Origin of the sequence: Novosphingobium oxfordense (assembly GCF_044029435.1) — a bacterium.
Lineage (GTDB): Bacteria > Pseudomonadota > Alphaproteobacteria > Sphingomonadales > Sphingomonadaceae > Novosphingobium.
In genome coordinates, this window is the sequence record NZ_CP147005.1 from 1,217,602 (window position 1) to 1,242,831 (window position 25,230).

21 protein-coding genes and 3 tRNA genes are annotated in these 25,230 nt (G+C 64.5%); 8 read left to right on the top strand and 16 right to left on the bottom strand.

The genetic code is table 11. The annotated features are described in order from the left end of the window. Window positions 1–37: 37 nt before the first annotated feature. From WBP07_RS05640 to WBP07_RS05665, 6 genes are all read right to left on the bottom strand, one after another. Window positions 38–202, bottom strand: a complete 165-nt coding sequence (locus WBP07_RS05640; protein WP_395394783.1) for a hypothetical protein — start codon at window positions 200–202, stop codon at window positions 38–40. A 327-nt stretch (window positions 203–529) separates the two neighbouring features. Next, on the bottom strand, window positions 530–1,456 hold the full coding sequence (locus tag WBP07_RS05645) for an aldo/keto reductase (RefSeq protein ID WP_395394784.1): 927 nt from the start codon (window positions 1,454–1,456) through the stop codon (window positions 530–532). Between the two features lie 11 nt (window positions 1,457–1,467). Then, entirely contained in the window at window positions 1,468–1,887 is a 420-nt protein-coding gene (gene ribH, locus WBP07_RS05650) for a 6,7-dimethyl-8-ribityllumazine synthase (RefSeq protein WP_395333409.1), read from the bottom strand. Between the two features lies 1 nt (window position 1,888). Beyond that, the gene (gene ribB, locus WBP07_RS05655) at window positions 1,889–3,214 is read right to left on the bottom strand and encodes a 3,4-dihydroxy-2-butanone-4-phosphate synthase (protein ID WP_395394785.1); all 1,326 of its coding nucleotides are present in this window, start codon (window positions 3,212–3,214) and stop codon (window positions 1,889–1,891) included. 58 nt (window positions 3,215–3,272) lie between these two features. After that, a complete protein-coding gene (locus WBP07_RS05660) occupies window positions 3,273–4,076 on the bottom strand; it encodes a crotonase/enoyl-CoA hydratase family protein (protein ID WP_395394786.1) in 804 nt (267 codons plus the stop codon). A 107-nt stretch (window positions 4,077–4,183) separates the two neighbouring features. Next, window positions 4,184–5,011, bottom strand: a complete 828-nt coding sequence (locus tag WBP07_RS05665; protein ID WP_395394787.1) for a coniferyl-alcohol dehydrogenase — start codon at window positions 5,009–5,011, stop codon at window positions 4,184–4,186. Window positions 5,012–5,224: 213 nt separating this feature from the next. On the opposite strand from WBP07_RS05665, the gene WBP07_RS05670 reads away from it, so the two are divergent. Together WBP07_RS05670 and WBP07_RS05675 are read left to right on the top strand one after the other, a co-directional pair. After that, a complete protein-coding gene (locus WBP07_RS05670; RefSeq protein ID WP_395394788.1) occupies window positions 5,225–5,686 on the top strand; it encodes an MEKHLA domain-containing protein in 462 nt (153 codons plus the stop codon). Further along, the gene (locus WBP07_RS05675; RefSeq protein ID WP_395394789.1) at window positions 5,683–6,504 is read left to right on the top strand and encodes a kinase; all 822 of its coding nucleotides are present in this window, start codon (window positions 5,683–5,685) and stop codon (window positions 6,502–6,504) included. The genes WBP07_RS05670 and WBP07_RS05675 overlap by 4 nt, the downstream gene beginning before the upstream one ends. On the opposite strand, the gene WBP07_RS05680 is transcribed toward WBP07_RS05675, so the two are convergent. After that, window positions 6,501–7,580, bottom strand: a complete 1,080-nt coding sequence (locus WBP07_RS05680; protein WP_395394791.1) for a YihY/virulence factor BrkB family protein — start codon at window positions 7,578–7,580, stop codon at window positions 6,501–6,503. The two genes, WBP07_RS05675 and WBP07_RS05680, sit on opposite strands and share 4 nt — an antisense overlap. A gap of 183 nt (window positions 7,581–7,763) precedes the next feature. Here WBP07_RS05680 and WBP07_RS05685 point away from each other — a divergent pair, with 183 nt between their 5' ends. The 4 genes from WBP07_RS05685 (at window position 7,764) to WBP07_RS05700 (ending at window position 14,974) form a co-directional block, all read left to right on the top strand. After that, a complete protein-coding gene (locus WBP07_RS05685) occupies window positions 7,764–10,082 on the top strand; it encodes an autotransporter assembly complex family protein (RefSeq protein ID WP_395394792.1) in 2,319 nt (772 codons plus the stop codon). Continuing rightward, entirely contained in the window at window positions 10,082–14,347 is a 4,266-nt protein-coding gene (locus WBP07_RS05690) for a translocation/assembly module TamB domain-containing protein (protein WP_395394793.1), read from the top strand. Before WBP07_RS05685 ends, WBP07_RS05690 begins: the two co-directional genes overlap by 1 nt. A gap of 8 nt (window positions 14,348–14,355) precedes the next feature. After that, entirely contained in the window at window positions 14,356–14,547 is a 192-nt protein-coding gene (locus WBP07_RS05695; RefSeq protein ID WP_395394795.1) for a hypothetical protein, read from the top strand. A gap of 184 nt (window positions 14,548–14,731) precedes the next feature. Beyond that, on the top strand, window positions 14,732–14,974 hold the full coding sequence (locus tag WBP07_RS05700) for a hypothetical protein (protein WP_395394796.1): 243 nt from the start codon (window positions 14,732–14,734) through the stop codon (window positions 14,972–14,974). 87 nt (window positions 14,975–15,061) lie between these two features. Here WBP07_RS05700 and WBP07_RS05705 read toward each other — a convergent pair. From WBP07_RS05705 to WBP07_RS05740, 8 genes are all read right to left on the bottom strand, one after another. Beyond that, a tRNA-Lys gene (locus WBP07_RS05705) sits at window positions 15,062–15,137 on the bottom strand. Between the two features lie 28 nt (window positions 15,138–15,165). Further along, window positions 15,166–15,241: transfer RNA gene (locus WBP07_RS05710), tRNA-Lys, on the bottom strand. Window positions 15,242–15,266: 25 nt separating this feature from the next. Then, window positions 15,267–15,342: transfer RNA gene (locus WBP07_RS05715), tRNA-Lys, on the bottom strand. Between the two features lie 115 nt (window positions 15,343–15,457). Then, on the bottom strand, window positions 15,458–16,570 hold the full coding sequence (gene rodA / locus WBP07_RS05720; protein ID WP_395395731.1) for a rod shape-determining protein RodA: 1,113 nt from the start codon (window positions 16,568–16,570) through the stop codon (window positions 15,458–15,460). After that, window positions 16,570–18,687: a penicillin-binding protein 2 gene (mrdA, locus tag WBP07_RS05725; RefSeq protein WP_395394797.1), complete on the bottom strand. Its 2,118-nt coding sequence runs from the start codon at window positions 18,685–18,687 to the stop codon at window positions 16,570–16,572. The genes rodA and mrdA overlap by 1 nt, the downstream gene beginning before the upstream one ends. Beyond that, entirely contained in the window at window positions 18,684–19,235 is a 552-nt protein-coding gene (locus WBP07_RS05730) for a rod shape-determining protein MreD (protein ID WP_395394798.1), read from the bottom strand. The genes mrdA and WBP07_RS05730 overlap by 4 nt, the downstream gene beginning before the upstream one ends. Further along, window positions 19,232–20,131, bottom strand: a complete 900-nt coding sequence (gene mreC, locus WBP07_RS05735; RefSeq protein WP_395394800.1) for a rod shape-determining protein MreC — start codon at window positions 20,129–20,131, stop codon at window positions 19,232–19,234. The genes WBP07_RS05730 and mreC overlap by 4 nt, the downstream gene beginning before the upstream one ends. Before the next feature lie 121 nt (window positions 20,132–20,252). Beyond that, window positions 20,253–21,299, bottom strand: a complete 1,047-nt coding sequence (locus WBP07_RS05740; protein ID WP_142633493.1) for a rod shape-determining protein — start codon at window positions 21,297–21,299, stop codon at window positions 20,253–20,255. Window positions 21,300–21,562: 263 nt separating this feature from the next. Here WBP07_RS05740 and mutL point away from each other — a divergent pair, with 263 nt between their 5' ends. Together mutL and WBP07_RS05750 are read left to right on the top strand one after the other, a co-directional pair. After that, window positions 21,563–23,398, top strand: coding sequence for a DNA mismatch repair endonuclease MutL (gene mutL / locus WBP07_RS05745; protein ID WP_395394802.1), 1,836 nt, complete (start codon window positions 21,563–21,565; stop codon window positions 23,396–23,398). After that, window positions 23,395–23,925 carry a hypothetical protein gene (locus tag WBP07_RS05750; protein ID WP_395394803.1) on the top strand — a complete coding sequence of 177 codons (531 nt, stop codon included), beginning with the start codon at window positions 23,395–23,397 and terminating at the stop codon, window positions 23,923–23,925. The genes mutL and WBP07_RS05750 overlap by 4 nt, the downstream gene beginning before the upstream one ends. Before the next feature lie 21 nt (window positions 23,926–23,946). Here WBP07_RS05750 and WBP07_RS05755 read toward each other — a convergent pair whose 3' ends face one another. After that, window positions 23,947–25,206 (bottom strand): ectonucleotide pyrophosphatase/phosphodiesterase, encoded by a 1,260-nt coding sequence (locus tag WBP07_RS05755; protein ID WP_395394804.1) that lies wholly within the window; start codon window positions 25,204–25,206, stop codon window positions 23,947–23,949. Window positions 25,207–25,230 lie beyond the last annotated feature (24 nt).

Here is a 25,230-nt window from a genome sequence, read left to right on the forward strand (position 1 = left end):
GTTGTGGCATGAGGAAGGGCAGTCAGTCTTGCGTAGCTTACTCCACAACGGTGCAATCTTGCTCCGTGTCGGAGGGCTTGCGCAGTCCATCAATCGCCGCCTGGAGATGTGCGGCCGCAATCGGCGCGCCAAATTCTTCAAGTTCGGGCAGTTTTGCGATCAGCGCTTCGATGAGTTGAGCGCGCTTCTGTTCGATGTTCACCGGCAATTACTCCGCCAGTCGAGCCATATGGTTCGACAGGACCCCATCCCCTGGGCCTGGGTTTACGACCCGCGCCTTTCCCGGCGTGGTGCTTCTGTTAAGTTTCCGCCGAATACAGTCGGATCGGATATTTCTCCTGAAGCGCCTACATCATTATGAAATTTTTGAAACCGGGGATTCGGCATTGTCCAACTTGGGTACAGGCCATGAGTGATTGACTAAAGGGCGGCAAATTGCCGGCTGTTAAACTGTTCGTGTAAAATCAGTAATCTATCCGCCAGGGCCTCCGTGGGGCCGGCTTGTGATCGCGGATGGGGCGTTTTTCCGCTAATCAGAATGGATGATGCTGGCCGTACCCGCGAGTTCGCGCACTTGTTCGGGGCTGGTCGCGCTGGCGAGCGGAGCGGCGACGGTCGGCTGTGCGTTGAGCCAGGCAAGCGCGATTTGTGCCGGCGTGCCTCCGATCCGGTCGGCCTTCTGGCGAAGGTCGTCCAAGATCGCCCAGCCGCCATTGGCGACGGCTGCATCCAGGGTATGTGCGCGTGATGAGCCTTCCCAGTCGCCGGCACTGGAATACTTCCCGGTCAGAAAACCACCGGCCAGGCCGTAATAGGGCAGGGCGGCGATCCCGCGTTCCTGGCATAGTGCCATCAGCGGCCCCTCGAACTCGTCACGCTTGACCATGTTGTAGCAGGGCTGGAGCACGGTGAAGTGGCGGACGCCCAAACCGTCTGCCGCCGCGATCACGTCGGCCAGTCGCTCGGCCGAATAGTTGGATGCGCCCAGTTCGCGCGCTTGGCCGGCGGCGAAGATTTCGCCGTACACGCCGGCGACTTCGTCCAGCGGCGTCGTGCCGTCGTCCCGGTGGGCATAGTAGAGGTCTACATAGTCGGTACGCAGCCGTTCGAGCGAACCTTGCAGCGCGGCCCGTACTTTTTCGGGAGCCAGCATGCCGGGCGCGCCGCCCTGGCCGGTCTTGGTGGCGATCCGCATTTCGGTGCGGACGCCGCGGCTTTCCAGCCATTCGCCGATGATCGCTTCGGATTCGCCGCCCTTGTGGCCCGGAACCCAGTTGGAATAGCCCTCGGCCGTATCGATCATCCGGCCGCCTTGCTCATAGAAGGCGTCGAGAACCGAAAAGCTGCGATCCCGGTCGATTGTCCATCCAAAGACGTTGCCGCCCAGCACCAGGCGAATGCCGCCGAGATAGGGGTGCGTGTCCTTCGGGTCTGCGACCGGGATCGTATCAGCCATTCAACTCTCCGTCAGGCGAAGCGCTCCTTGAGGTCGTAGAGCGCGATTGCGGCCTTGGCGGCTTCGCCGCCCTTGTCCTTCTGTGCGGGATCGGCGCGGACGAGCGCCTGCTCCTCGTTCTCCACGGTAAGGATGCCGTTGCCGATGGCAATGCCGTCCATCGTCAGTGCCATGATGCCGCGCGCCGATTCCCCGGCGACGATTTCGAAGTGGTAGGTTTCGCCGCGAATGACCACGCCGATGGCGACGTAGCCGTCATAGTCGCCGGTGGCGTCGGCCATCGAGATGGCGGCCGGGATTTCCAGCGCGCCGGGCACGGTGATCACTTCGCCCTTGTGGCCGGCGGCCTTCAGCGCTGCCTTGGCGCCGGCGATCAGCTGATCGTTGAGATGGTCGTAGAAGCGGGCTTCGACGATGAGAAAACGGGCCATGTCAGTTCGCTCCTTCAGGGGCAGCATTTTCAGAAGCACAGGGAATGGGGCGCTCATCGACGATGTTCAGGCCATAGCCTTCCAGCGCGACAAGCGAATGATGCGTGTTGGTGAGCAGGATCATGTCGTGGACGCCGAGTTCCGCGAGAATCTGCGCACCCACCCCATAGTCGCGAAGTTCTTCGATGTCAGGCATTTCGCCGGCACGAATCTGGTGCTTGATGTCCATTACCTTGGACATGGAGCTGCCGATCTGGCGATTGATCACGACGATTACGCCGGTGCCTTCTTCGGCGATCATTTCCATCGAACGGTGCAGCAGGTTGCCGCGCTCCGGCGAATCCTCGCCGAACACGTCGGTGAACATCGAGAGGGTGTGCATGCGCACCAGCGTCGGCTTGGCAGGATCGATGCGGCCCTTGATCAGCGCCATCGTCTCGTCGCCGGTGGCCTTGTTGTAATAGCTGCGTGCCAGCCACTGGCCGCCGTGGCGGCTCTGGAACGTGATCTCGTTCTTCTTCTCGACCATGCGGTCATGCTTGCGGCGATAGGCGATCAGGTCGCGGATCGTGCCGATCTTCAGGTCATGGATGCGCGCGAAGCCGATCAGGTCGTCCATGCGGGCCATGGTGCCGTCGTCCTTCATGATCTCGCAGATCACGCCGGAGGGGTTGAGGCCGGCAAGGCGCGAGATGTCCACGGCCGCTTCGGTGTGGCCAGCGCGGACCAGCACGCCGCCGTCACGGGCGCGCAGCGGAAAGACGTGGCCGGGGGTGACGATGTCGGCCTTGCTCTTGGTGCCGTCGATCGCGACCGAGATGGTGCGCGCGCGGTCGCCAGCCGAAATGCCGGTGGTCACGCCTTCGCGCGCCTCGATCGAGACGGTGAAGGCGGTTTCGTGGCGGGTGCCGTTGTGGCGGCTCATCAGGTCGAGGCCGAGTTCGTCGACGCGCTGGCTGGTAAGTGTCAGGCAGATCAATCCGCGGCCATGGGTGGCCATGAAGTTGATTGCCGCCGGAGTTGCCATTTGCGCGGGAATCACGAGGTCGCCCTCGTTCTCGCGGTCTTCGTCATCGACCAGGATGAACATGCGGCCGTTGCGCGCTTCGTCGATGATCTCCTCAATGGGGACGAGCATCTGGCGGTCGTCGTTAGAGAACAGCACGCGCTCCAGCTTGGTCAGCGTTTCGGCGGTGGGGTTCCAGTCGGGCTCGGTGCAGTCGCGCAGCGTGTTGGCGTGAAGCCCGGCTGCGCGGGCAAGGCCCGACTTGCTCATGCCGCCTTCGGCGACGAGCTTGCGGACCTGTTCGATCACATTGCCTGCCATTGGAGTATCCATTCTCACATTTTGGTGTGAGTGCGATATGAACCGATCACATCGAAATTCAAGTCCCTTTGAACTCCGGCCGTCGCTTTTCGAGGAAGGCGTCTACCGCTTCGGCATGATCGTGGGTGGAATGCGCGGCGGATTGCATGGCGGCAGCCATTTCCAGGAGGGTCGCCAGATCGGCGCGGCGGCCTTCCCACAGCAGGCGCTTGGTCATGCGCACGGCGTGCGGCGGGTTGGCGGCAATGCGGCGGGCGAGGGCGCGTGCCTCGTCCATCAGCAGGTGATCGGGCACGACCTTGGAGACGAGCCCGCAGGCCAGTGCTTCGGCGGCGTCGATCATGTCGCCGGTGAGCGCCATTTCGGCCGCCTTCGACCAACCGACCACGCGCGGCAGCAGCCACGAGCCGCCGTCGCCGGCGATCAGGCCGATCTTCACGAAGCTTTCGGCGAAGCGCGCGCTTTCGCCGGCAATGCGAAGATCGCACATGCAGGTGAGGTCGCAGCCCGCGCCAGCGGCGGCGCCGTTGACGGCGGCGATCACCGGCACTTCGAGTGCAGCGAAGGCGAGAGGCAGGCGCTGGATGCCCCGCTTGTAGTTGAGGCGGGTGCGGATCGGCTCCCCGCCGTTGACGTTGCCGCCCGGCTTCATCTCGTTGATGTTGCCGCCAGAGGAGAAACCCTTGCCGGCGCCGGTGAGGATGGCAACGCGCGCGGCGGGATCGGTGTCCAGCCGCTCCAGCGCGCCCAGCAGGCCCTCGATCACTTCGGGATCGGAGATCGGATTGCGCAGTTCCGGCCGGTTGAGCGTGATCGTGACGATGCCTTCGGCGTCGATCTCGTAAAGTACGGCGTCGGTCATGCGGGGGTCCTTCTCCTTGTTCTTGCGCCCGCCTTAGCAGGTTGACGCATACGTTAAAGGGGCCGGGCGATTTCTCGCCGGCCCCTTTGCAATTCAGGTGAGCGGGATCAGGCGGGCTGCTTGCTCATCATCTTGGTGATGTCCACCTGACCGGTGGCAAGGCCGCCCATGAAGCCGCCGTCCACCGGCATGACGATGCCGTTCACCACGCCCGCAAGATCGCTGCAGATCAGCACCAGCGGGCCGGCCTGCTCGGCAGGGGTCGTGTAGCGGCCCAGCGGCTCTGCGGCGGCGTCCACCACTTCCTTGCCCGAGGTGGCGTGGAAAGTGGCCATCATCGGCGTCTGTGTGGGTGAGGGGAGCGAGCAGTTGATGCGGATGCCCTTCTTGATCAGCTGCGCGCCCATGAACTGGGTCCAGACGATCACGGCTTCCTTCGAGAAGGCATAGCCCTCGCTCACTTGATCCATGTTCGCTTCGCACCAGGCAAGACCGGCGTCGAAGCCATTGGTGGCGAGCAGCTGCATGTGAACCGGGATACGGCGGCTCCAGCCCAGGCCGCCGGTCGAGGCGATAGAGACGATCGCGCCGCCTTCACCCATCAGCGGCACCACCTGTTCGGTGAGGTGGCGGGTGCCGAGGAAGTTGACCTTCATCACGTCGATCGCCGGGAAACCGCCGCCACCGGCAAGGCCGGCGCAGTTGAACAGGGCATCCACCTTGCCGCCGACGCCGGCGACAGCCGCTTCGATCGAAGCAGGGTCGCGCAGGTCGATTTGCGTGAAGGAGGCCATCGGAACGGCGCTTTCCCTGAAATCGAAGCCGTGGACTTCGGCACCGAGTTCCACGAGCAGCTTCGCCGTCGCTTCGCCCATGCCCGAGAAGCAGCCGCTGACGATTACGCGCTTGCCCTTGTAGCCGAGAATATCGGTCATCCGCTTATCCTTCCTCTCTCGGGCGCGGACGTAGACCGGCCCCATGTTGTGGGTATGTCTTGTTGGTGGATAGCTAGTCGCACAGGGGCGGGTGCTTCAACAGGGGTGAGGGCTGATCGCGGGCACGATGCAGCCTGGCGGGTCGAAAATTCCGCTTCCTCCTGCTAGGCGCGGGGATCGTTGGCCGGAGATTGAAATGAGCGGCGGAAGAAAATGACGGCGGCTGGTTCTGTTCCTTCGCTCTATCGCGAACCGGTGATCGCGACCCGGATCGCCATGATCGGCGAAAGCTTCGAGAGGCTGCTTGGCCGGCCGCTCGTTGCCGCGAGCGAGGATGGGGTTGCAGCACTCTGGCAGGCGCCGTTCGCGGTGGTGGCGCATGGCGTGGAGGCGGATCCGGCGTTCTTCTTCGGTAATGCCTGCGCGCTTGATGCGTTCGAGAGTGATATCGAACGTTTCGTCGGTATGCCGTCGCGCCTTTCGGCTGAGGCGCCGCTGCGCGAGGAGCGGCAGGCACTGCTCGATCGGGTCACGGCGCACGGGTTCATCGACGATTATGCGGGCGTTCGCATCAGTGCGAACGGCCGGCGCTTCAAGATCGGGCCCGCGGTGGTCTGGAATCTTGTCGATGGAGAGGGACGCTGCCACGGGCAGGCGGCGATGTTCCACTCATGAGCAAGTGTCATCCCGACGCGGTCGACGCGGTGATGGCTCAGGTTCGCGGGGCCTTATCGGCGACACGGCGGCGCCCGGTGGTGATCGGCATCTGCGGGGCACAAGGTTCGGGCAAGTCCACTTTGGCGCGGGCCTTGGAGGATCGGTGCGGCAGGGAAGGGCTGGCGAGTGCCGTGCTTTCGCTGGACGACCTCTATCTGACCCATGCCGAAAGGCAGGCACTGGCGCGCGACGTCCATCCCCTGCTGGCAACGCGAGGGGTTCCGGGAACGCACGACATTGCATTGGGCCTGGATGTGCTCGACACGCTGGAGAGCGGCGGCCCCGTCGCGCTCCCACGCTTCGATAAGGCGCGCGACGATCCCGTGCCGGAGCGCGACTGGCCCATAGTTGCCCCGGGTTGCCAGGTGCTGGTGCTGGAAGGCTGGTGCCTCGGCGCCTTTCCGCAGCGGACCAGCGATCTGGCCGATCCCGTCAACGCGCTGGAAGCGGAGGAGGACGCGGACGGGCATTGGCGGCGTTGGGTGAACGACATGCTGGGCGATTCGTACCAGCGCCTTTTCGCGCGGATCGATCGGCTGGTGCTGCTTGCCGCGCCGGGCTTCGAGGTCGTCCATCGCTGGCGGAGCGAGCAGGAGCGCGATCTTGCCGTCCAAGCCGGGCCGGAAGACACGGTGATGGATGAGGCGGAGATCGCCCGCTTCATCGCTCATTACGAGCGGATTACGCGGGTGATACTCGCCGAAATGCCCGGCCGGGCCGATCTCGTGATCCGGCTGGACGAAGCGCGCCATCCGCTTGAGATCGCCGCGCGCTAATCCGCGTTGCGGCGGACCTTGTCCGCGCGGCGATTGCGCTTGCGTTGCAGATCCTCGAACGAGGGAATGCGATCGTCTACCAGATCGGCCAGCACCGCCCCGCGCTGCCCGGCCGGGAGCGGCGGCCCTTGGGTGGTGTCGCATATGGTCTGCCGCTCGATCTCGGCATTGAGCAGGGCGCCCAGCAGCACGCCATAGGCGGATAGAAACAGCCACATCAGGAACACGACGATCGCGGACAGCGACCCATAGGTCGCGTTGTAGTCGCTGATGTAGGCGACGTAGAGCGAGAAGCCGAACGAAACGCCGATCCACAGCAGTGTCGCCAGCAAGGCGCCGGGCGCGAGCCATCGCCACTTCGCCGGTCGGCGGTCCGGGCCATAGCGCATTATCAGCGCGAAGCCGACGCTGCCCAGCAGGATGGCCGCGATCCAAGTGAGCCAGTTGAACAGCGTCTGCGTGGCATCGCCCAGATAGACGCTCGCCCGCGTCTGCAACCACGCGAAGACCCCTCCCGACAGGATCCCGGTCAACGCGATGAGCACGGCGGAAAGTGTCAGCCCGCCGGCGCGGAACGTCATCGCGACGATGCCGCGCGTCTCGCGCTCCTCGTTGATGATGTTGAGGGCGCTTATCATGCCGCTTGCGGCGCGCATGCCGCCATAGATCGCGAAAAGCAGTGCGATCACCAATGCAAATCCGGTCACCCCACGGCTGGTGGTGACGATCTGGATCAATTGCTGTTCCAGCATGCGGGCGACTTCCGGCGGTACCACCTCGACGATGCTCTGCATCTGTTCGCGCACGGTGTTCACATCGCCGATCAGGCCATAGGTCATCACGGTCGCCGCGATCAGCGGGGTGAGGGCGAGGAAGCAGTAGAAGGCAAGCCCGGCGGCAAGCAGGCCCAGCTCATGAAAGCCGCTCATCACCCAGACGCGCCGGCAGACGCGCCACCAGGCTCTGCCCGAAAGCGCCCAGGGTGCGTTGGCTTCGTCGCCGAAATCGGCAGGATGAGTGGCGGCGGAGGCCGTATCCGAAACGCCACGGTTGATTGATGCGTCGTGGGTGTCCATTACGTACCCCCTTGCAGGCGGGAACTTTCGCTGTTGCAATGCGATACGGTAAAGCACGAGGGGGCACGTTGCCCAGCCTCGACAGGGGGATCTCTCATCGCGCTGCTCATGCCTAGGCTAAGCCATCACGACGGAGCCGGTTCCCGGCGCCTGCGCGATGGTGCGGGTTTGATTACTTTGGCCATGATGCTGGCATGGGCCGCGCCTGCACAGGCGCAGGATGCCGATCAGGCCGAAACTCCGGCTGCCGGGCAACCGGCGAAGGCGGATCAGCAGGACAGCGCGCAGCCCAATCGCGCCGAGCCTCAAGCCTCGCAGGATGACAGCCTGCAGGCGGGCAAGCTGGACGTTCCGGCGCCTCCCGCGGACGTGACCTTGCCAGAGGTCAAACCGATCATTCCCGACGACGAGTTCAACAAGTCGATCCCGAAGCTGGATGCGCAGGACGATCCCGAACTCGACAAGCCGCTCGAATCGATCCAGGAATTCGAAAGCCGGCTGGCGGGCGGCCAATCTGGCCAATCTGGGCAGACGGCGGCTCAAGCGACCGGCCCAGCTGCGACCAGCGGGTCGTCGCCGCAGCCCGGCAATGTGCAAGCTACGCCAGCTGCGGCTGAGGGCAATACCGCGCCCGTAGGCCAGGCGCCGGTGCGCGATGCCGAACTGTCCGCGCCGCTACCGCCGATCGACCAGTTCGAGGTGACGCCCGTCCAGTTCGCGGAAGCGGAAGAGCAGTCCAAGGATACCGAGGTGGCCTACGCCACGCGGATCGACGGATTGGAAGCTGCCGACGATCTTACCGATGTCGACCTCAGGAGTGAGTTCAGGTCGCACTCGGCGCTGAAGAAGGCCGGCGGCAAGGCGGCCAACATCGCCATGCTGCGCGCGCGCCTGTCCGAAGACGCCACCTTGATGCAGACCGTGCTCGCATCCGAAGGCTGGTATTCGCCCATCATCAAGACGCGGGTGGAACGTGGCCGGAATGGCGAGGGCGAGCCGCCGTTGACGGCGGTGATGACCGTCTCGCCCGGCAAGCGCTATGTCTTTTCCGATATCGTGGTGAAGGCGGATCCCACGGTTCCGCCCACGCTGATTGCGGACAACTTCGCGCTCAAGGTCGGTGATCCGATCGTGGCCCAAAGAGTGCAGGGCGCCGAAGCGCAAGTCGGGCTTGCCCTGCCTGAGAACGGCTATGCCTTCGCGCATGTGGGCGACCGGGACATCCTGCTGGACCAGGACACCGGCGACGGTGTCTATACATTGCCGATCGACGTCGGCCCGCGCGGCCGGTTCGGCGGTTTCACCACTGCCGGCGATCTTGCGTTCGACCAAAAGCACATCGAGGTGCTGGCCCGCTTCAAGCGGGGGCAGCTTTACGACAGCCGCAAGGTGGATGACCTGCGCAAGGCGCTCGTGGCCACCAATCTCTTCTCCACCGTCTCGGTCGAGCCGCGCAAGACCGGCGAGTTTGCGGGGACGGATGGCACCGAATACGTCACGCTTCACGTGCAGCAGGACGCAGGGCCGCCGCGCACGATCGCCGGCACGGTGGGCTACGCCACGGGCGAGGGTTTGAGCGCGCAGGCGAGCTGGACCCATCGCAACATGTTCCCGCCCGAGGGTGCACTGATCCTCAGCGCCATCGCGGGCACCAAGCAACAGGGCGTGAGTTCCACGTTCCGTCGCTCGAACGCCGGCAAGCGCGACCGCACTTTCGAAATGGTGGCCGAGGCATTCCACAACGACTACGACGCCTACAGCGCCTACACCGGCCGCATCGCTGTGCGCATGGCACGCGATTCCACGCCGCTGTGGCAGAAGAAATTCACCTATGCCTACGGCGCCGAAGCCCTGATCACTGGGGAGACCGATTATAACGTCTCCACCGGCACCCGGGACCGCAAGCTCTACTACGTCGTCGGCGTCAACGGGCAGGCCGGCTTCGACAAGACCGACAGTCTGCTCGATCCCACCAAGGGTTTCCGTTTCACGGCGCTCGTGCAGCCGGAAGCGACCGTGAAGGGCGGCTTCAATCCTTACGTGCGCAGCCGCGTCGACGGTTCGGCCTATTATTCGGTGACGGACGGTCTGGTGCTGGCCGGGCGCGTGCGGCTTGGCACGATCCAGGGCGCAGGGCTGTTCGATATCGCGCCTTCGCGGCGGCTTTATGCCGGCGGCGGCGGCTCGGTGCGCGGCTATGCCTATCAGGCGCTGGGCGAGCAGGCGCCGGACGGCAAGGCCGTGGGCGGGCGCAGCCTGAACGAGGCATCGGTCGAGGCGCGCTATCGCTTTGGCACGTACGGCGTCGTCGCCTTCGTCGATGCCGGGCAGGCCTATCGGGAAAAGATCCCGCAATTCAACAACCTTCGGTACGGCGTCGGCATCGGCGGGCGCTTCTACACCAACTTCGGTCCGGTGCGCCTCGACGTGGCGACGCCGATCGACCGGCAACCGGGCGAATCGCGCATCAATATCTACGTTTCGATCGGGCAGGCATTCTGATGAGCCAGGACGACGATACCCTGCCGCGGGATGATGAAGCAGGGGACGAAGCCCTCGATTCAACGGTTCGGTCACGACCCACGCTGGGCCGCCGCCTGCGCATCCGTGCGCTGAAGACCATCGTCGGGCTGGTGCTCGGCGTGGTGGTGCTGGCGGCGGCGGTGATCTTCGGGATCGATACCGGGCCGGGGCACCGTTTCGTTGCCGAACAGATCGCGGGCCTGCGTTTCGACAATGGGATGCGCATCAAGGTGGGCCGGATCGAAGGCTCGCTCTACAGCAAGATGACGTTGCACGATCTATCGGTCAGCGATCCGCAGGGTGAGTTCCTCTATTCTCCCGAGATCGATGTCGATTGGCGCCCCTTCGCCTATTTGCGCAGGCACGTAGACGTGCGCAGCGCCGTGGCCGAACGGATGGTCCTTCGCCGCACGCCCAAGTTCAAGCCCACGCCGCCTAGCAACGCGCCGCTGCTGCCCGATCTGGACATCGATGTAGGCCGGCTGCGGATCGGCCGGTTCGTCGCCGAACCGCCAGTGGCGGGCGTTCGCCGCATTCTCACCGTGGATGGCCGCGCGCACATCGCCGATGGCCGCGCGCAGGTATTCGCCAAGGGCGGCACGATCGCCATCGAAGGCAAGGAAGGTGGCGACCGGTTCGACCTCGTGCTCGATGCCGTGCCGGCCAGGAATCGGCTGGCGCTGAAAGTCGATCTCGATGCGCCGACGGGCGGTGTGATCGCGGCCCTTGGGGGCTTCAAGCAGCCGCTGGCGCTTCGGCTTGACGGCAAGGGCGACTGGAAGGTTTGGAACGGGACTTTCGATGCCGACCTCGGCGGCGGAGAGATGGCGCGGCTTTCGCTGGCCGCGCGCGATGGCACTTTTGCAATCAAGGGGCCGACGCGGATTGCGCGGCTGTTCACCGGGCCCACGGCCGGGTTGCTGGGGCCGATCACCAATCTCGACCTTACGGCCGTGCTGGACAAGCGGCGCGCGAAGCTCTCTGGCCTTGTATCCAGCGATGCCTTCACGTTGCGGCCGAATGGTGTGATCGACCTGTCGGACAACACGTTCGACGATCTGCGCCTGCAATTTGCGCTGCTCAAGCCGGCGGTGATGGCGAAGAATCTCAGCGGTTCGGGGCTGACGGCCTCGCTTGCGCTGGATGGAGCATTCACGCGGCCGAAGGCGGCGTATCGCATCAATGCCGCGCGTCTTTCGATGAACGACATGGGCCTTGAAGGGCTAAGCGCGCAGGGCGCGGCACGGGTCGATGCCGGCAAGATCATGATCCCGGTAGCGGCACGCGTGAACCGGATCGTCGGGCTCGATACCGTTGCCGGCGGCACGCTGGCCAACGTGCGCCTCGATGGCGACATCGCTATAGACGGCACGCGCGTTCTTTCGGACAACATGCGCCTCAGGTCCGATCGCATCGATGCCAAGCTGATCCTTGCCGCAGACGTCGCCAAGGGCTTCTATACCGGCGCTATCAACGGCCGGATCGACAATTACCGCCTTGAAAGCGTGGGCGTGTTCGACATCAACACGAACATGGACCTCAAGAGCGAGCGAAACGGATTTGCGCTGGAGGGCACCGTTCACGCCCGTTCGCGCAAGCTGCTCAACGCCAGTCTCGAAAACTACCTCGGCGGCAATTTCGCGGCATCCTCGCACGTCCGCTATGGCTCGGACGGGGTGGTACATTTCTCGTCTCTGCGGATGAACGCACCCGATCTGCGGATCGTGGACGGGCAGGGAAGCTGGTCGCCCGATGGCCGCATCACCCTTGCCGCGCGCGGAGCATCGGATCGCTACGGCGCGCTGGGCGTGCGGGTAACGGGCACTCTCACCAATCCCGATGCCCATCTCACGGCCGAGCATCCGGGCTTCGGCATCGGCCTTGCCAATCTTGACGCGCGGATAACAGGGGTGCGTGGCGGTTATCGTTTCGACGTAAAGAGCGACACCGACTACGGACCGCTTCGCGCTGACGTGACCGTGCAGACCGGGCGGCAGCTGGCCCTGCAGATCAACAGCGCCAACCTTGCCGGCGTCGATTTCGCAGGGCAGCTGACGCAAACGGCGGCGGGCCCCTTCGCCGGGGAATTGACCGCCAACGGCAATGGCATAGGCGGCGCGCTGCGTCTTTCGGGCGACGGCAAGTTCCAGGCGGTGGACTTCAACTTGCGCGCGAAGGATGCCGTGTTCCCCGGCCCGGCGAACCTCACTATCGGGTCCGCCCTGATCGACGGGCGCGCGGTTCTGTACGACAAGCCGCTGGTGATCGCCGATGCGCAGCTGGCCGGCACCACGCTGGGCGCGTTCGACATCGCCGCCGCACGCGTGCTGGTGAACTATCGCGACGGGCGGGGGCAGGCCAAGGCATTGGTCGAAGGCGTCAGCGGCGTTCCGTTCCGACTGGGCCTCAATGCCGATCTGGCGCCCGAACTGTGGCGCGTGGCGGTTTCGGGGCGTGTTCGCGGGCAATCGGTGCGCACGCTCAGCCCTGCACGGATCGTTCCGGGCAAGGATGGCTATGAACTGCTGCCGACGACCCTCTCGGCCGGTCGCGGTACGGTGCGCGTTGCTGGACATTACGGCGATGGCATGAAGCTGCAGGCCCGCCTCGAAAACCTCGACGTCGGCGTCGTCAACGCATTCGTGCCGGGCTACGGCCTTGGCGGGCAGGCGAGCGGCAGTCTCGATTTCGAGCAGGCCAACGGCAACGCCATGCCACAGGCCGATGCGCGCCTGACCGTGAACAACTTCACGCGCACCAGTTCCAGCACGGTCAGCCAGCCGGTCGATATCAATTTCCTGGGCAAGTTCGTTTCGGACGGCGTCGAAGCCCATGCGGTGATCCGCAAGCGCGGCAGCGTCATTGGCCGGATGGAGGCAACGCTCCGGCCATTGCCGCCGGGTGAGGGGAGCTGGACCAAGCGTTTGATGGATGCGCCGCTGGGCGGCGGCATCCGGTACAACGGACCGGCCGATACGCTGTTCTCCTTTGCCGGCCAACCCGGGCAGACCCTGACGGGTTCGATGGGGCTGGCGGCGGACTTCTCTTGCAAGCTGTCCGATCCATGCGTGAACGGCCTCGTGAAGGGGCGCGATCTCATTTACGAGTATCAGGCCTTCGGCACGAGGCTGACCAACATGACCCTTGAGGGTCGTTTCACCGGCAACAGTTTCGAACTGCAATCGCTGAACGCCAATGCCGGCAACGGCACGGTCAGCGGTAGTGGCCGGATGAGTCTGGCGGCGGCGGCCGGCTATCCGATGGACCTGACCGTCAAGCTGGATCGCGCACGCCTTGCCCGCAGTGCTTCGCTTTCCGCCAGCGCAACCGGGACGGTCAATCTGACGAAGAAGGCGGGCGAGACCGCACTGCTTTCGGGCGAATTGCGGCTGCCGGAAACCCGGTACGAGATCGTCCGCGAAGGTGCTGTGGAAGTGCCGCATCTGACCGGAGTGCGCTTCAAGCCGAAGTCCGGACCCACCCGCGTCACCGGCGATGAAGAGGCTGAGCCGATGTCATCCGCCTTCTCGTCGCTGCGGCTCGACCTGCATCTGCGAGCGCCGGACAAGCTCTACGTTTCGGGCATGGGGCTCGATTCGGAATGGAGCGCCGATTTCAGGGTAAGCGGAACCACTGCGGCACCGTCGATGAGCGGCGATGTGACGCTGATCCGCGGCAACCTGGATTTCGCAGGCCGGTCCTTCAACATCTCGGAAGGCAAGATCAGTTTCAACGGCGGCCGCACGATCGATCCCTCGATATCGCTCACCGCCACCGAAACGATCGAGGACGTCAATGTGACCGTCGCCGTTTCCGGCCGCGCCTACAATCCGCAGATCGAATTCAGTTCGGATCCCAGCCTGCCTGACGACGAAATCCTGTCGCGGATCCTGTTCGGCAGTTCGATCGCGAATCTTTCGGCGATCCAGGCGGTCCAGCTGGCCACCTCGCTGAACTCGCTGCGGGCGAGTGGCGGTGGATTGAACCCGCTGGGCAAGCTGCGCTCGGCGACGGGTATCGACCGCCTGCGCATTCTCAGTCCGGATGAGGCGAGCGGGCGCGGCACGGCCCTGGCGGCTGGCCAGTATCTGACGGACGACATCTACGTCGAACTGATCACCGACGCGCGCGGCTTTACCGCGACGCAGCTGGAAGTCAGCGTGACGCGCTGGCTGTCGGTGCTGAGCCAGGCCGGTGGATCGGGCGTCACCTCGCTCAGCGTCAAGATCAAGAAGGACTATTGATGCGGCGCGTGTTCCTCTGCCCCGTGGCTTTGGCGGTGGCTGCGGCAGCGCTTGCAGGCTGCCACCGGGAGCCCACCTTCGACGAGCGCTATGAGGCTGCGCGCACCCAGATCGACAAGACCGCGCGCGAGATCGACGCGCAGGCCATGGGCAGCGGTGCGCCGCCCGCAGCCGAAGAGGACGAAGACACGGCGAAATGACCGTTCGGCAGGTGCACTGGCTGCGCCTGCCGAACGGATCGTCGTTAATGTCGATTAAACCCGCTCTTTCAGGATCCTTCATAAGTCCGGCCTAGCCTTGGCAGGACAAGACTGCGCGTGCCCGGATCCAGCCCTGAAAGCGAACAGGGGCGGATCCGGGCATCGCTCAAGGAAAGGAAGGTCCATGAACAGGACTGCAATGCACAGGACCGTAATGGCTGGGTCTGCGCTGGGGCTTGCCCTGATGCTGTCGGCTCAGGCGCAGGCGGGCATGAAACCGGCAGAGAGCGTCATCGGCAAGATGGAGCAAGCCTCGATCGGCAGGAGTTTTCCGACCTTCTCCGGCTTCGACAGGTCGTCTGCCGGCGATTCGCAAGGCGGCGGGCATGCCCGGGGCCATGAAGGGTACAAGTCACACGGCTGCTGACGCGGTCGACCGACAGATGCGATGGGGGAGTTATGTCTGGAAGGCACCCGAAGCAGGGGCTTGCTACAGACTGTAGGAAGGCGGCGGTGGTGGACGCACTTGGGCTCGAACCAAGGACCCGCTGATTAAGAGTCAGCTGCTCTACCAACTGAGCTATGCGTCCACACGCGTTGCCGCGTAAGGTACGGAAATGGTGGACGCACTTGGGCTCGAACCAAGGACCCGCTGATTAAGAGTCAGCTGCTCTACCAACTGAGCTATGCGTCCACGCGTTTCCGCGTATGGACAGGACTGGTGGACGCACTTGGGCTCGAACCAAGGACCCGCTGATTAAGAGTCAGCTGCTCTACCAACTGAGCTATGCGTCCACACCTTGCCCTGGCCGGGCTGCCGTTTCAGAGCCTTGTGGGCTCCTCCTCGGCGGCGGAGAGGCCCCTATAACGGCAAAAATTTGGATGGGAAGGGGGTAGTGTCAGATTTTTTTCATGAAATGCTTTTGGGGCGATTGCTCCAGCGGTTGATCGCCATCAGCGTGCCGATGCAGATCATGTTCGTCATCATCGATGTGCCGCCGTGGCTCATGAACGGCAGCGGGATGCCCACCACCGGCGCCAGGCCCATCACCATCATCAGGTTGATCGCCACGTAGAAAAAGATCGTCGCGGTCATGCCGGCGGCCAGCAGGCTGGAGAATCGATCAGGCGCATTGCGTGCCACTCGCATGCCCCAGGTCAGCACCACGGCGAAAACGAACAGCACGAAATATCCGCCCACCATGCCCCATTCTTCCGCCATGGTGGCGAAGACGAAGTCGGTATGCGGTTCGGGCAGGTATTGCAGGTGGCTTTGCGAACCGTTGCCGAAGCCCTTGCCGAAGATGCCGCCCGATCCGATCGCGATCTTGGACTGGGTGATGTGGTAGCCGGTGCCCAGCGGATCGCTTTCGGGATCCATGAAGGTCAGCACGCGGTTGCGCTGATAGTCGTGCAGCAGCGTGAAGAACGCGATCGGGCCGGCGATCAGGGCGCTGATGCCCGCGCCGACGAACCACCACATCGGCAGGCCCGCCAGAAACATCAGCACGCCGCCGCCGAAACAGATCGCCAGCGCGGTGCCCAGATCGGGCTGGATGGCGACGAAAGCCACCGGCAGCAGGATCAGCATCCCCGCGGGCACAAGGCCGCGCCAGCTTGCCGTCATCGCGTGGGGCAGCGTTTCATAGAAACGCGCCAGCACCAGCACGATGGCCGGTTTCATAAGCTCTGACGGCTGAAGCGTCATGAAGCCCAGGTTGAGCCAGCGCTGACTGCCGCCGCCCACCGCGCCGATGGCTTCCACCAGCACCAGCAGAATGACGATGGCGCCATAAAGCGGATAGGCCGCCATGCGGAAGAAATCCCGGCTGAAGCGGGAAATCACGATGGCCATGCCCAGGAACACGAAGAAGCGCAGTACGTGGCTCAGCGCATAGGGCTGAAGGCTGCCGCCGGCCGCCGAATAGAGCACCGCCGCACCGAGCGCGACCAGCCCCATCAGCGGCACCAGCATTCCCCAGGGTTGGCGGGCGATGGTGTCGGGAACGATGGAACGGCTGATCATTGCGGAGTTCCGGGATTTTGCGCGGGTCCGGGCGCTACAGGGGCAGTGGCGGCAGGCGAGGGCGATGCTCCGGGCGCCGGATTGCCTGCGGCTGCTGGTTCAGGCGCTGGCGATTGAGCATCGCGCACGATCGGCTGCTGCGGCTCGACAGCAGAATCGGCCTGATCGGCAGCTTCACTTTCCTGTTCTGGCGATACGGCAGGCGCACCAACGCCATACTCGGCGGCGTACTTACGGTAACGCGCGTCGAGCCTTTCCTTCGGAGTACCGCCCCAACCTTTCTCAAGCTCGGTCAGGATATCCATGCCCTTCTGCTTGTCGAAGATGTACGTCATGATGTCGCGGGCGACCGGATAGGCAGCACCGGAGCCGCCGCCATGTTCGATCACGACTGAGCAAGCATAGCGGGGATTGTCCGCTGGCGCGAAGCAGATGAAGTGACCATGGTCACGGTGCTTCCACTGGCCGCCCTTGCCGTTGCCAACGTTAAGGCCGACGACTTGGGCCGTACCGGTCTTGCCGGCTAGCTTGATATCCGGAAACGGCAGGCGTGCGTGCGGGGCCGAACCGGGGCCGTTGGCTACGTCCGACATGGCCTGATGGATATAGGCCAGATGCTCTTCGGGAATGCCGAGCGGCTTGGGCGGCTCATAATCGTGGCCGTGGATCAGGCGCGGCATGATGATCTTGCCGCTGGCGATTCGCGAAACCTGGATCGCCTGCTGGAGCGGGTTCACCAGGAAGTAGCCCTGACCGATGGTGGCGTTGACCGTATCGAAGGTCTGCCATTCCTTGCCATACTTCTTCAGCTTCCATGCCGGATTGGGCACGGTGCCGTAGGATTGGCCGGAAACCGGCAAGGGGAAATCGTGGCCGAGACCCAGCCGGCTCGCCATCGCGGCGATCGGGTCCATGCCCATGCGCTGGGCGAAGTGGTAGAAGTAAACGTCGCAGCTCTGGTAGACGCCCTTGGCCATGTTGACCTGGCCGTGGCCGTGGTGCTGCCAGCAGTGGAACACGCGGTTGCCCACGCGTAGACCGCCGCTGCAGAATACCGATTCGTTCGGGTCCAGCCCGGCTTCCAGAAACGAGAGCGCGACCATCGGCTTGACCGTGGAGCCCGGCGGATAGAGCCCGCGCAGGACCTTGTTGCGCAGTGGCACGTGGTCGTCGTCCGACAGCATCTTCCATTCGAGACGGCCGATGCCATCCGAAAAGCTGTTGGGATCGAAGCTGGGCATCGAGCACATCGCCAGGATGTCGCCGGTCTGGCAGTCCATGACGACTGCGGCGCCCGATTCGACGCCGATGCGCCGCGAGGCATATTCTTGGATGCCGGCATCGATAGTGAGTTTGATGGTCTTGCCCGGAACGTCCTCACGCGTGTCCAGATCGCGCACGATGCGGCCTGACGCGGTCACTTCCACGCGCCGTGCGCCCGGTTTGCCGCGCAAGTCCTTCTCGTAGAACTTTTCGAGCGCATCCTTGCCCACTTTGTAGCCGGGGGTGATCAGGACGGGATCGTGATCCTTCTCGTACTCCTCGGCCGAGGCTGGGCCGACATAACCGATCAGGTGTCCCACGTCGGGACCAAGCGGATAGAAGCGCGAATAGCCCCGCTGGGTGACGACGCCGGGGAGATCCGGCAGGCGGACGCTCACCGAGGCAAATCGCTCGAAATCAAGGCCGCTAGCAACTTCGACGGGGGCGAACCCTCGTGACTTCTCGATCTTGTCCTCAAGATCCTGCATCGCGATTGGCGTCAGGCTGAGGAGCTGGCCGAGCACCGAAAGCGTGTGCGCCCTGTCCTCCATCCGCTCCGGCACGACGTCGACGCGGAAGTCGGCGCGGTTGGAGGCGAGGGGGGTGCCGTTACGGTCCAGAATCCAGCCGCGGCGCGGCGGGATTAGCGAGAGGTTGACGCGGTTGCTCTCCGCCTCAAGCTTGTATTTCTCGTTCTGTCCGATCGCGAGGTACGCCATGCGGCTTGCCAGCAGCACGCCGATGCCGCCCTGGATGCCGCCGACGACAAGACTGCGCCGGTCGAAACTGTTGCGCAGCGTACCGGCACTCACGTGGCGCGGCTGAATCAGGCGCCGGAAGTTGATCTTCATCGGGCGACCAGGAACGGCTTCAGGCGGAAGCGGTCGGCGATAGCTACGAAGCGGTCGACAAGGGGATATGCAAGCACGGAAATCACGATCTGCGGTACGATCACACGAAGGGGAGCATCCGCCCCGCCAACGTTGGCGAGGCCCAGGCACAGCACGATATAAGCGAGGATCAGGCCATTCGCCACCAGCCACTCGATCACGAAATTACGCCAGGGAAGGCGGGTTTCGACCAGATCGAGCACGATCGAGGAAGTCGACCAGAGCAGTACCGCGCAGCCGAAGGGTTGGCCCGAGAACAGATCGTCGAACAGGCCGAGCGGCAGGCCCGCCCAGATCGGCAGAAGGCCGGGGCGAAGCTGGTGCCAGGACAGGAAGATCAGGTATCCCAGCGGCGGCATCACCGGGGCCGATGCGATCATCAGCCATGATGGAACGACCGATCCCAGCAGGATCGTCAGCCACGGAAACGCACGCGCCAGCGGCGGCCAAGGCGCGCGATTGATGCTACGCCGGGTGTGGTTGTGGTGCGGCGCCTTGAACAGGTTCATCGCTTGCCTGCCGGCTTGACGCCATCGGTCGTCGCGGCCGGCGGCGGCGGTGGAGGCGGCGCCCAGGTCCTTTCGACCATTACGTAATCGGTATCCGAAGGATTGCTCAGCACGCGAGCAATCGCGCCATCGCGCAGCAACTCGGTGACGATCGCCATCGGCGTGCCCGGGCGGTAGAGCCCGCCAGAGCCTGAAGTGACGAGCACGTCGCCCTTCTTCAGCGGATTGATGCCCAGGTTGATCAGGCGGATCCGCAAGGTGCCGTCGGACGCGCCCTGTGCGAAGGCGGGAACCCCGTCGGTGGAACGGCGAACGGGGACAAGGCTTTCGCTGTCGGTGATCAGCAGTACGCGCGAACTGGATGAGCCCACTTCGAGCACGCGGCCGACAAGGCCCATCGGCGAACGAACCGGCATGCCAGTGACGACGCCGCGATCGCGGCCCGCGCCCAGGGTGGCATAACGGCGGGTGCTGCTGCCGGTCGATGCGGTCAGGCGTGCGAAGGCAACCGGCGTGGCGTCGGTTTCGGGAATGCCCATCAGCGCCTTCAAGCGCTGATTCTCGACCCGCGTGGCATCGGCCTGGACGAGACGGACCTTCGCCTCTGCCAGTTCGCGGCGAATGCGCGCATTCTCGCTACCCGAATGGAAGAAGCCGGACACGTCTGCGACCGCATTGCGGCCAAGCTCGCGTCCGCTGGCGGCCGCCTGCGTGGCAGGCTCCGTCGCATCGGAGGCAAGCCCGCGCAGCGGGGAAAACACGTCGGGGTTGACCAGCGAGACCACCACGAGCCCCAACCCCACGACAGCGCCCAGAACGCCCGCGGAATAGCTCAGAAAGGTGGAATATTGCGCTCTGCGCGAATAGCTGGAGCGCCTGTTTGCGGGCGGCGCCATGCGCCATGCACTCCTGAAACAAGGGCGGACGGGCCGCCGTGATTTCCCTGGCTGGCGAACGCTTCGCCAGAATCAAAGCGGGCGGCGCGGGCCGTGATGGCCGCGCCGCCCGCGCGAACCCTTATGCGGACATCAATACGCCGCGATAGACGGGATCTTCCATCGCGCGGCCGGTGCCGAGCGCGACGCAGGACAGCGGATCTTCCGCGACGCTGACCGGCAGGCCGGTCTCTTCGCGCAGATAGTCGTCCAGGCCCTGGATCAGCGCGCCGCCGCCGGTGAGCACGATGCCCTGGTCGACGATGTCGGCCGCCAGTTCCGGGGCGGTGTTTTCAAGCGCGATGCGCACGCCTTCGATGATCGCGCCGATCGGTTCCGCCAGCGCCTCGGCAACGTTGGCCTGGCTGATGGTGATTTCCTTCGGCACGCCGTTGACGAGGTCGCGACCCTTGATGTGGATCGTTTCACCGATGCCATCGGCCGGGATCGTGGCGATGCCATAGTCCTTCTTGATACGTTCCGCCGTGGCGTCGCCGATCAGGAGGTTGTGGTGGCGGCGGACGTAGGAGACGATCGCCTCGTCCATCTTGTCACCGCCAACGCGGACCGAGGTGGTGTAGGCAAGGCCGCGCAGCGAAAGCACGGCGACTTCGGTGGTGCCACCGCCGATGTCGACCACCATCGAGCCGACCGGTTCGGTAACCGGCATGTCGGCGCCGATCGCGGCGGCCATCGGTTCGAGGATCAGGTAGACCTGGCTGGCGCCGGCGTTCGAAGCGGCGTCACGGATCGCGCGGCGTTCGACCGAGGTCGAGCCCGAGGGAACGCAGATCACGATTTCAGGATAGCGGAACAGGTTCTTCTTGCCATGCACCTTGCGGATGAAGTGCTTGATCATCTCTTCCGCGATTTCGATGTCGGCGATAACGCCGTCGCGCAGCGGGCGGATGGCTTCGATGTTGTCGGGCGTCTTGCCCATCATCATCTTGGCGTCGTCACCCACGGCCTTGACCTTCTTGACGCCGTTCAGCGTCTCGATGGCGACCACCGACGGTTCGTTCAGCACGATCCCACGGTCCTGAACATAGACGAGCGTATTGGCGGTACCCAGGTCGATAGCCATGTTCTGGGAGCCGAGCTTGAAGAATCGCGAGAAGGGCGAAGCCATCAGTAATCCGTTGTCTTTCAGGCCGCTTGCCGCCCTGTTTGGGGACGGCGTAGCCGGCTTGTTTGAAGGAGAGTGAGCCCCTTAGCCCATCGATTTGCGAAACGCCAAAATTTTGTGTCAATTTTTGGGGGGAATCCGCAGGGGCCTGTCTCGAATTCCTCGCGCTTCGTCGCTAGGGACTGGAACAGTTCGTGAATGTAGCGCCGGGCCCATTCCCGCTGTGCTGCCAAGCACCCCATCGCTGCCGAACCAGAGATTTGAAAATGCCCACTATCCGCCGCCTTCCAGAGCACCTCGTCAACCGCATCGCCGCGGGCGAGGTCGTCGAACGGCCGGCTTCCGCGCTGAAGGAGCTGGTGGAAAACGCTATCGACGCGGGCTCAACCGAGATCACCGTGCGGCTCGCATCGGGCGGGCTGGACATGATCGAGGTGACCGACGACGGCTGCGGCATGCGTCCGGACGAGATCGCGCTGGCGCTGGAACGGCACGCCACGTCGAAATTGCCGGACGAGGCGATCGAACTGGTCACCACCCTGGGTTTCCGGGGTGAGGCGCTTCCTTCCATCGGATCGGTCGCACGGCTGACCATCGAAAGCCGCCCGCACGATGCGGCGGAAGGCTGGAAGCGGGTGGTCGATCACGGGCAGGTGGCCGTCGATTCGCCCGCCGCCTTGCCTCCCGGAACGCGGATTCGGGTTGAGGACCTGTTCGGCAAAGTTCCTGCGCGGCGCAAGTTCCTGCGTTCGCCCCGCTCCGAATACGCCGCCTGTCAGGACGTCGTGCGCCGGCTTGCCATGGCGCGGCCGGACATCGGCTTCGTGTTGGAGCATGAGGGGCGCCGCGTTCTTGCGGTGCAGCCGCGTGAGGAACTGGCGTCGCGCGTGGCGCGTCTGGTCGCCCGGGAGCTGGCGGATGACGGCGTGCTGATCGATGCCGAGCGCGGCACGGCGCGGCTGACCGGCGTGGCCGGCCTGCCGACTTACAATCGCGGCGTTGCCGATCACCAGTATCTTTTCGTCAATGGCCGGCCGGTCAAGGACCGCCTGCTGGTCGGCGCGGTGCGCGGTGCCTACTCGGACATGCTGGCGCGCGATCGTCATGCCGTGCTGGCACTGTTCCTCGAGCTTCCGCCCGAGGAAGTGGACGTGAACGTGCACCCCGCCAAGACCGAGGTGCGCTTCCGCGACCCCGCCTTCATTCGCGGTTTTCTGGTCGGCGCGCTGCGCCATGCCCTCGAATTGTCCGGACAGAAGAGCGCGCAGCCGCCGCAGGCTGCCGCGATGGACATGTGGCAGGTGGAACCCGTCGCGCCCCGCGCGCCGGAGCCTGCCCCCGCGCTGGGGTCGCTGTTCGCGCGCCAATATTCGCCGAACTATTCTTCGGCACCGATGCGTCCGGCGGCGCCGCGGCTTGGCGAAGCCGGTTCGACATGGCGCTCCTACGAAGCCGAAGTCATGGCCGAACCTTCCGGTCGCGCCGAAGTGGCGCCGGAAGAAACCGAGGAAGCGGTCAGCTATCCGCTGGGCGTTGCGCGCGGCCAGGTGGCAGGCACGTATATCGTCGCGGAGGCCGAGGATGGCCTGGTGATCGTCGACCAGCATGCCGCGCATGAACGGCTCGTGCTCGAACGCCTGAAGGCGGCCGGTGCCGAGGATGCGATGGTGCGCAGCCAGGCGCTGCTCCTGCCCGAAGTGGTCGAACTGGAAGAAGCGGCCTGCGACGCGCTGGAAGACAAGATCGCCGATCTGGCGCAATTCGGCCTCACGCTCGAACGTTTCGGCCCTTGCGCCATGCTGGTGCGGGCAGTTCCGTCGGTACTGGGCAAAAGCGACGTTACCGCGCTGGTTCGCGACGTGGCGGACGATCTGGCCAAGAACGGCGATGCGCTGCTGCTGGGCGAACGGCTCGACCTCGTTCTGGCGACGATGGCCTGCCACGGCTCGGTCCGCGCCGGCCGCTCGCTGTCGGTGGCGGAGATGAACGCGCTGCTTCGTGAAATGGAACGCACGCCGCGTTCGGGGCAATGCAACCATGGCCGCCCCACGTGGGTTAAACTTGCACATCAGGATATCGAGAAGCTGTTCGGACGAAAATGACGCGATCCATCATCTTTGCCTTTGCCGCGCTGACCTCCCTGACCGCGTGCGGAAGGGAAGACCCGGCCCGCAAGGACGCCGAAGACCGGCAAGATGTCGCGATGGTCGAACGGATGAGCAAGGAACCGTTCAAGCCGATCGTCCCCAAGCCCATCACCAAGGTGGATGTTGAGCGTTACGGGCTGGACAAGCCCGGCTGCCAGTTCCGCAAGCAAGGCGACGCGGATCCGATCTTCATCGCCAATTCCGAAGAAGGCTTCATGCGCATCGACGGCGATTTGAAGCGCTACGCCGCAAAGCTGGAAAGCGCGCAATTACCGGGCAATGCGCGGACAACTTACGTCGGCCTCTCAACATGGGTCGATCTGGTCAGCCTGCCTGATTACGAAGGTGGATCGGACCATATGCATTGGCCGGCGCGCTTGGTGCTCCACGATTCGCAGGAGCGCGTGGCATTCCTGACCGATGGCGAGGTGAATTGTACGGCAGCCGCCGGACAGCCTTCCGCTGAGGCTACCGGCGGCTGACGCTCCCATTTGTCGTCGAACCTACTTCGCCGTCAGCACCGGGCCGAACGGCGTATCGTTACCGTCTCCATCACTGGCTTGCGGTAGGCCCAGCAAGTCGCGCAGTAGCGGTGCAACGTCGACATTGTCGAACGCGGCCAGCTTGCCCGCTGGGCGAAACGCTGGTCCCGTTGCCACGAATAATGCGGCCATTTCCGGCGCTGCGTTGTCGTAGCCATGCGAACCGCCCGACTTGGCTTCCTTCGGTGCGGTTTTGGCGATTTCCCAGCCCGTCTTGGCAAGGCAGAAATAGGGCGCGATGCGCGGGTTGGTGCCGTAGCGCAGGCGCGCCGGGATATCCTGCTTGCGCCAGCATTGCATGTGATCGTGTGGTTTCAGCAGCGCCGCCGCGACTTTGGCGTCCTTGCCCTTGGCGGGGGTGATCGTCGCGAAGGGGCCGGTATCGCCCACGTCGTAGAGCTTGGGATCGGTGAGTTTGTCGAGCGCAATTACGCGTTCGCTGGAGGTGGCGGCCATGCCGTGATCGGCGACGATCACGAGGTTCGCGGGCTGGCCCAGTTCACGCAGACCTTCGACCAGCAGGCCGATGTCCCGGTCTGCATCGGCAATCGCTTCGTCGGTGTGCGGATCGACGGGGCCGTAGTGGTGTCCGGCAGTATCGACCTGATCGAAGTAAAGCGTCACCAGCTTGGGCCGCGTGGCGGCAGGGCGGCGCATCCAGTCGATCACGGCGGAGACGCGCTGCACCGGCGTGACGGCCTGGTTATACTGCTGCCAATCCGAGGGGCGCGTGCCACCTGTGGTTTCGCTCCATTCGCGCTTCTCGCGCTGGCCGCCCCAGGCGACATTGGAGCCAGGCCAGAACATCGTCGCGGTGCGGATTCCCGCCTTCTCTGCGGTGACCCAGATCGGCTCGGCGGCGTTCCACCAGAAGGGATCGTCGCTGGCCATGGTGAAGACTTCGCCCGGTCGGGCCGGATCCTCGAAGCGATTGGCGACGATGCCGTGGTGATCGGGCACTTTGCCGGTCACCAGCGTCCAGTGGTTGGGGAAGGTCTTGCTGGGGAACGAGGGGCGCATCGCCGCGCTGATCCCGTGTGCGGCCAGGGCCGAGAGATTGGGCGTGATGCCGCGATCGAGGTAGTCGGCGCGGAACCCGTCGATCGAGACCAGGATCGTCACCGGCTGACGGCTTTCGGCAACTGGAACGGTGCTGTCGGCAAAGGCGGGGAGGGGGAGCGCGACGCTGGCGCCCAGCAGCAGGGGGAGGAGGCGTTTCATCCCCGCCCCCTAGCCGCGAAGTCG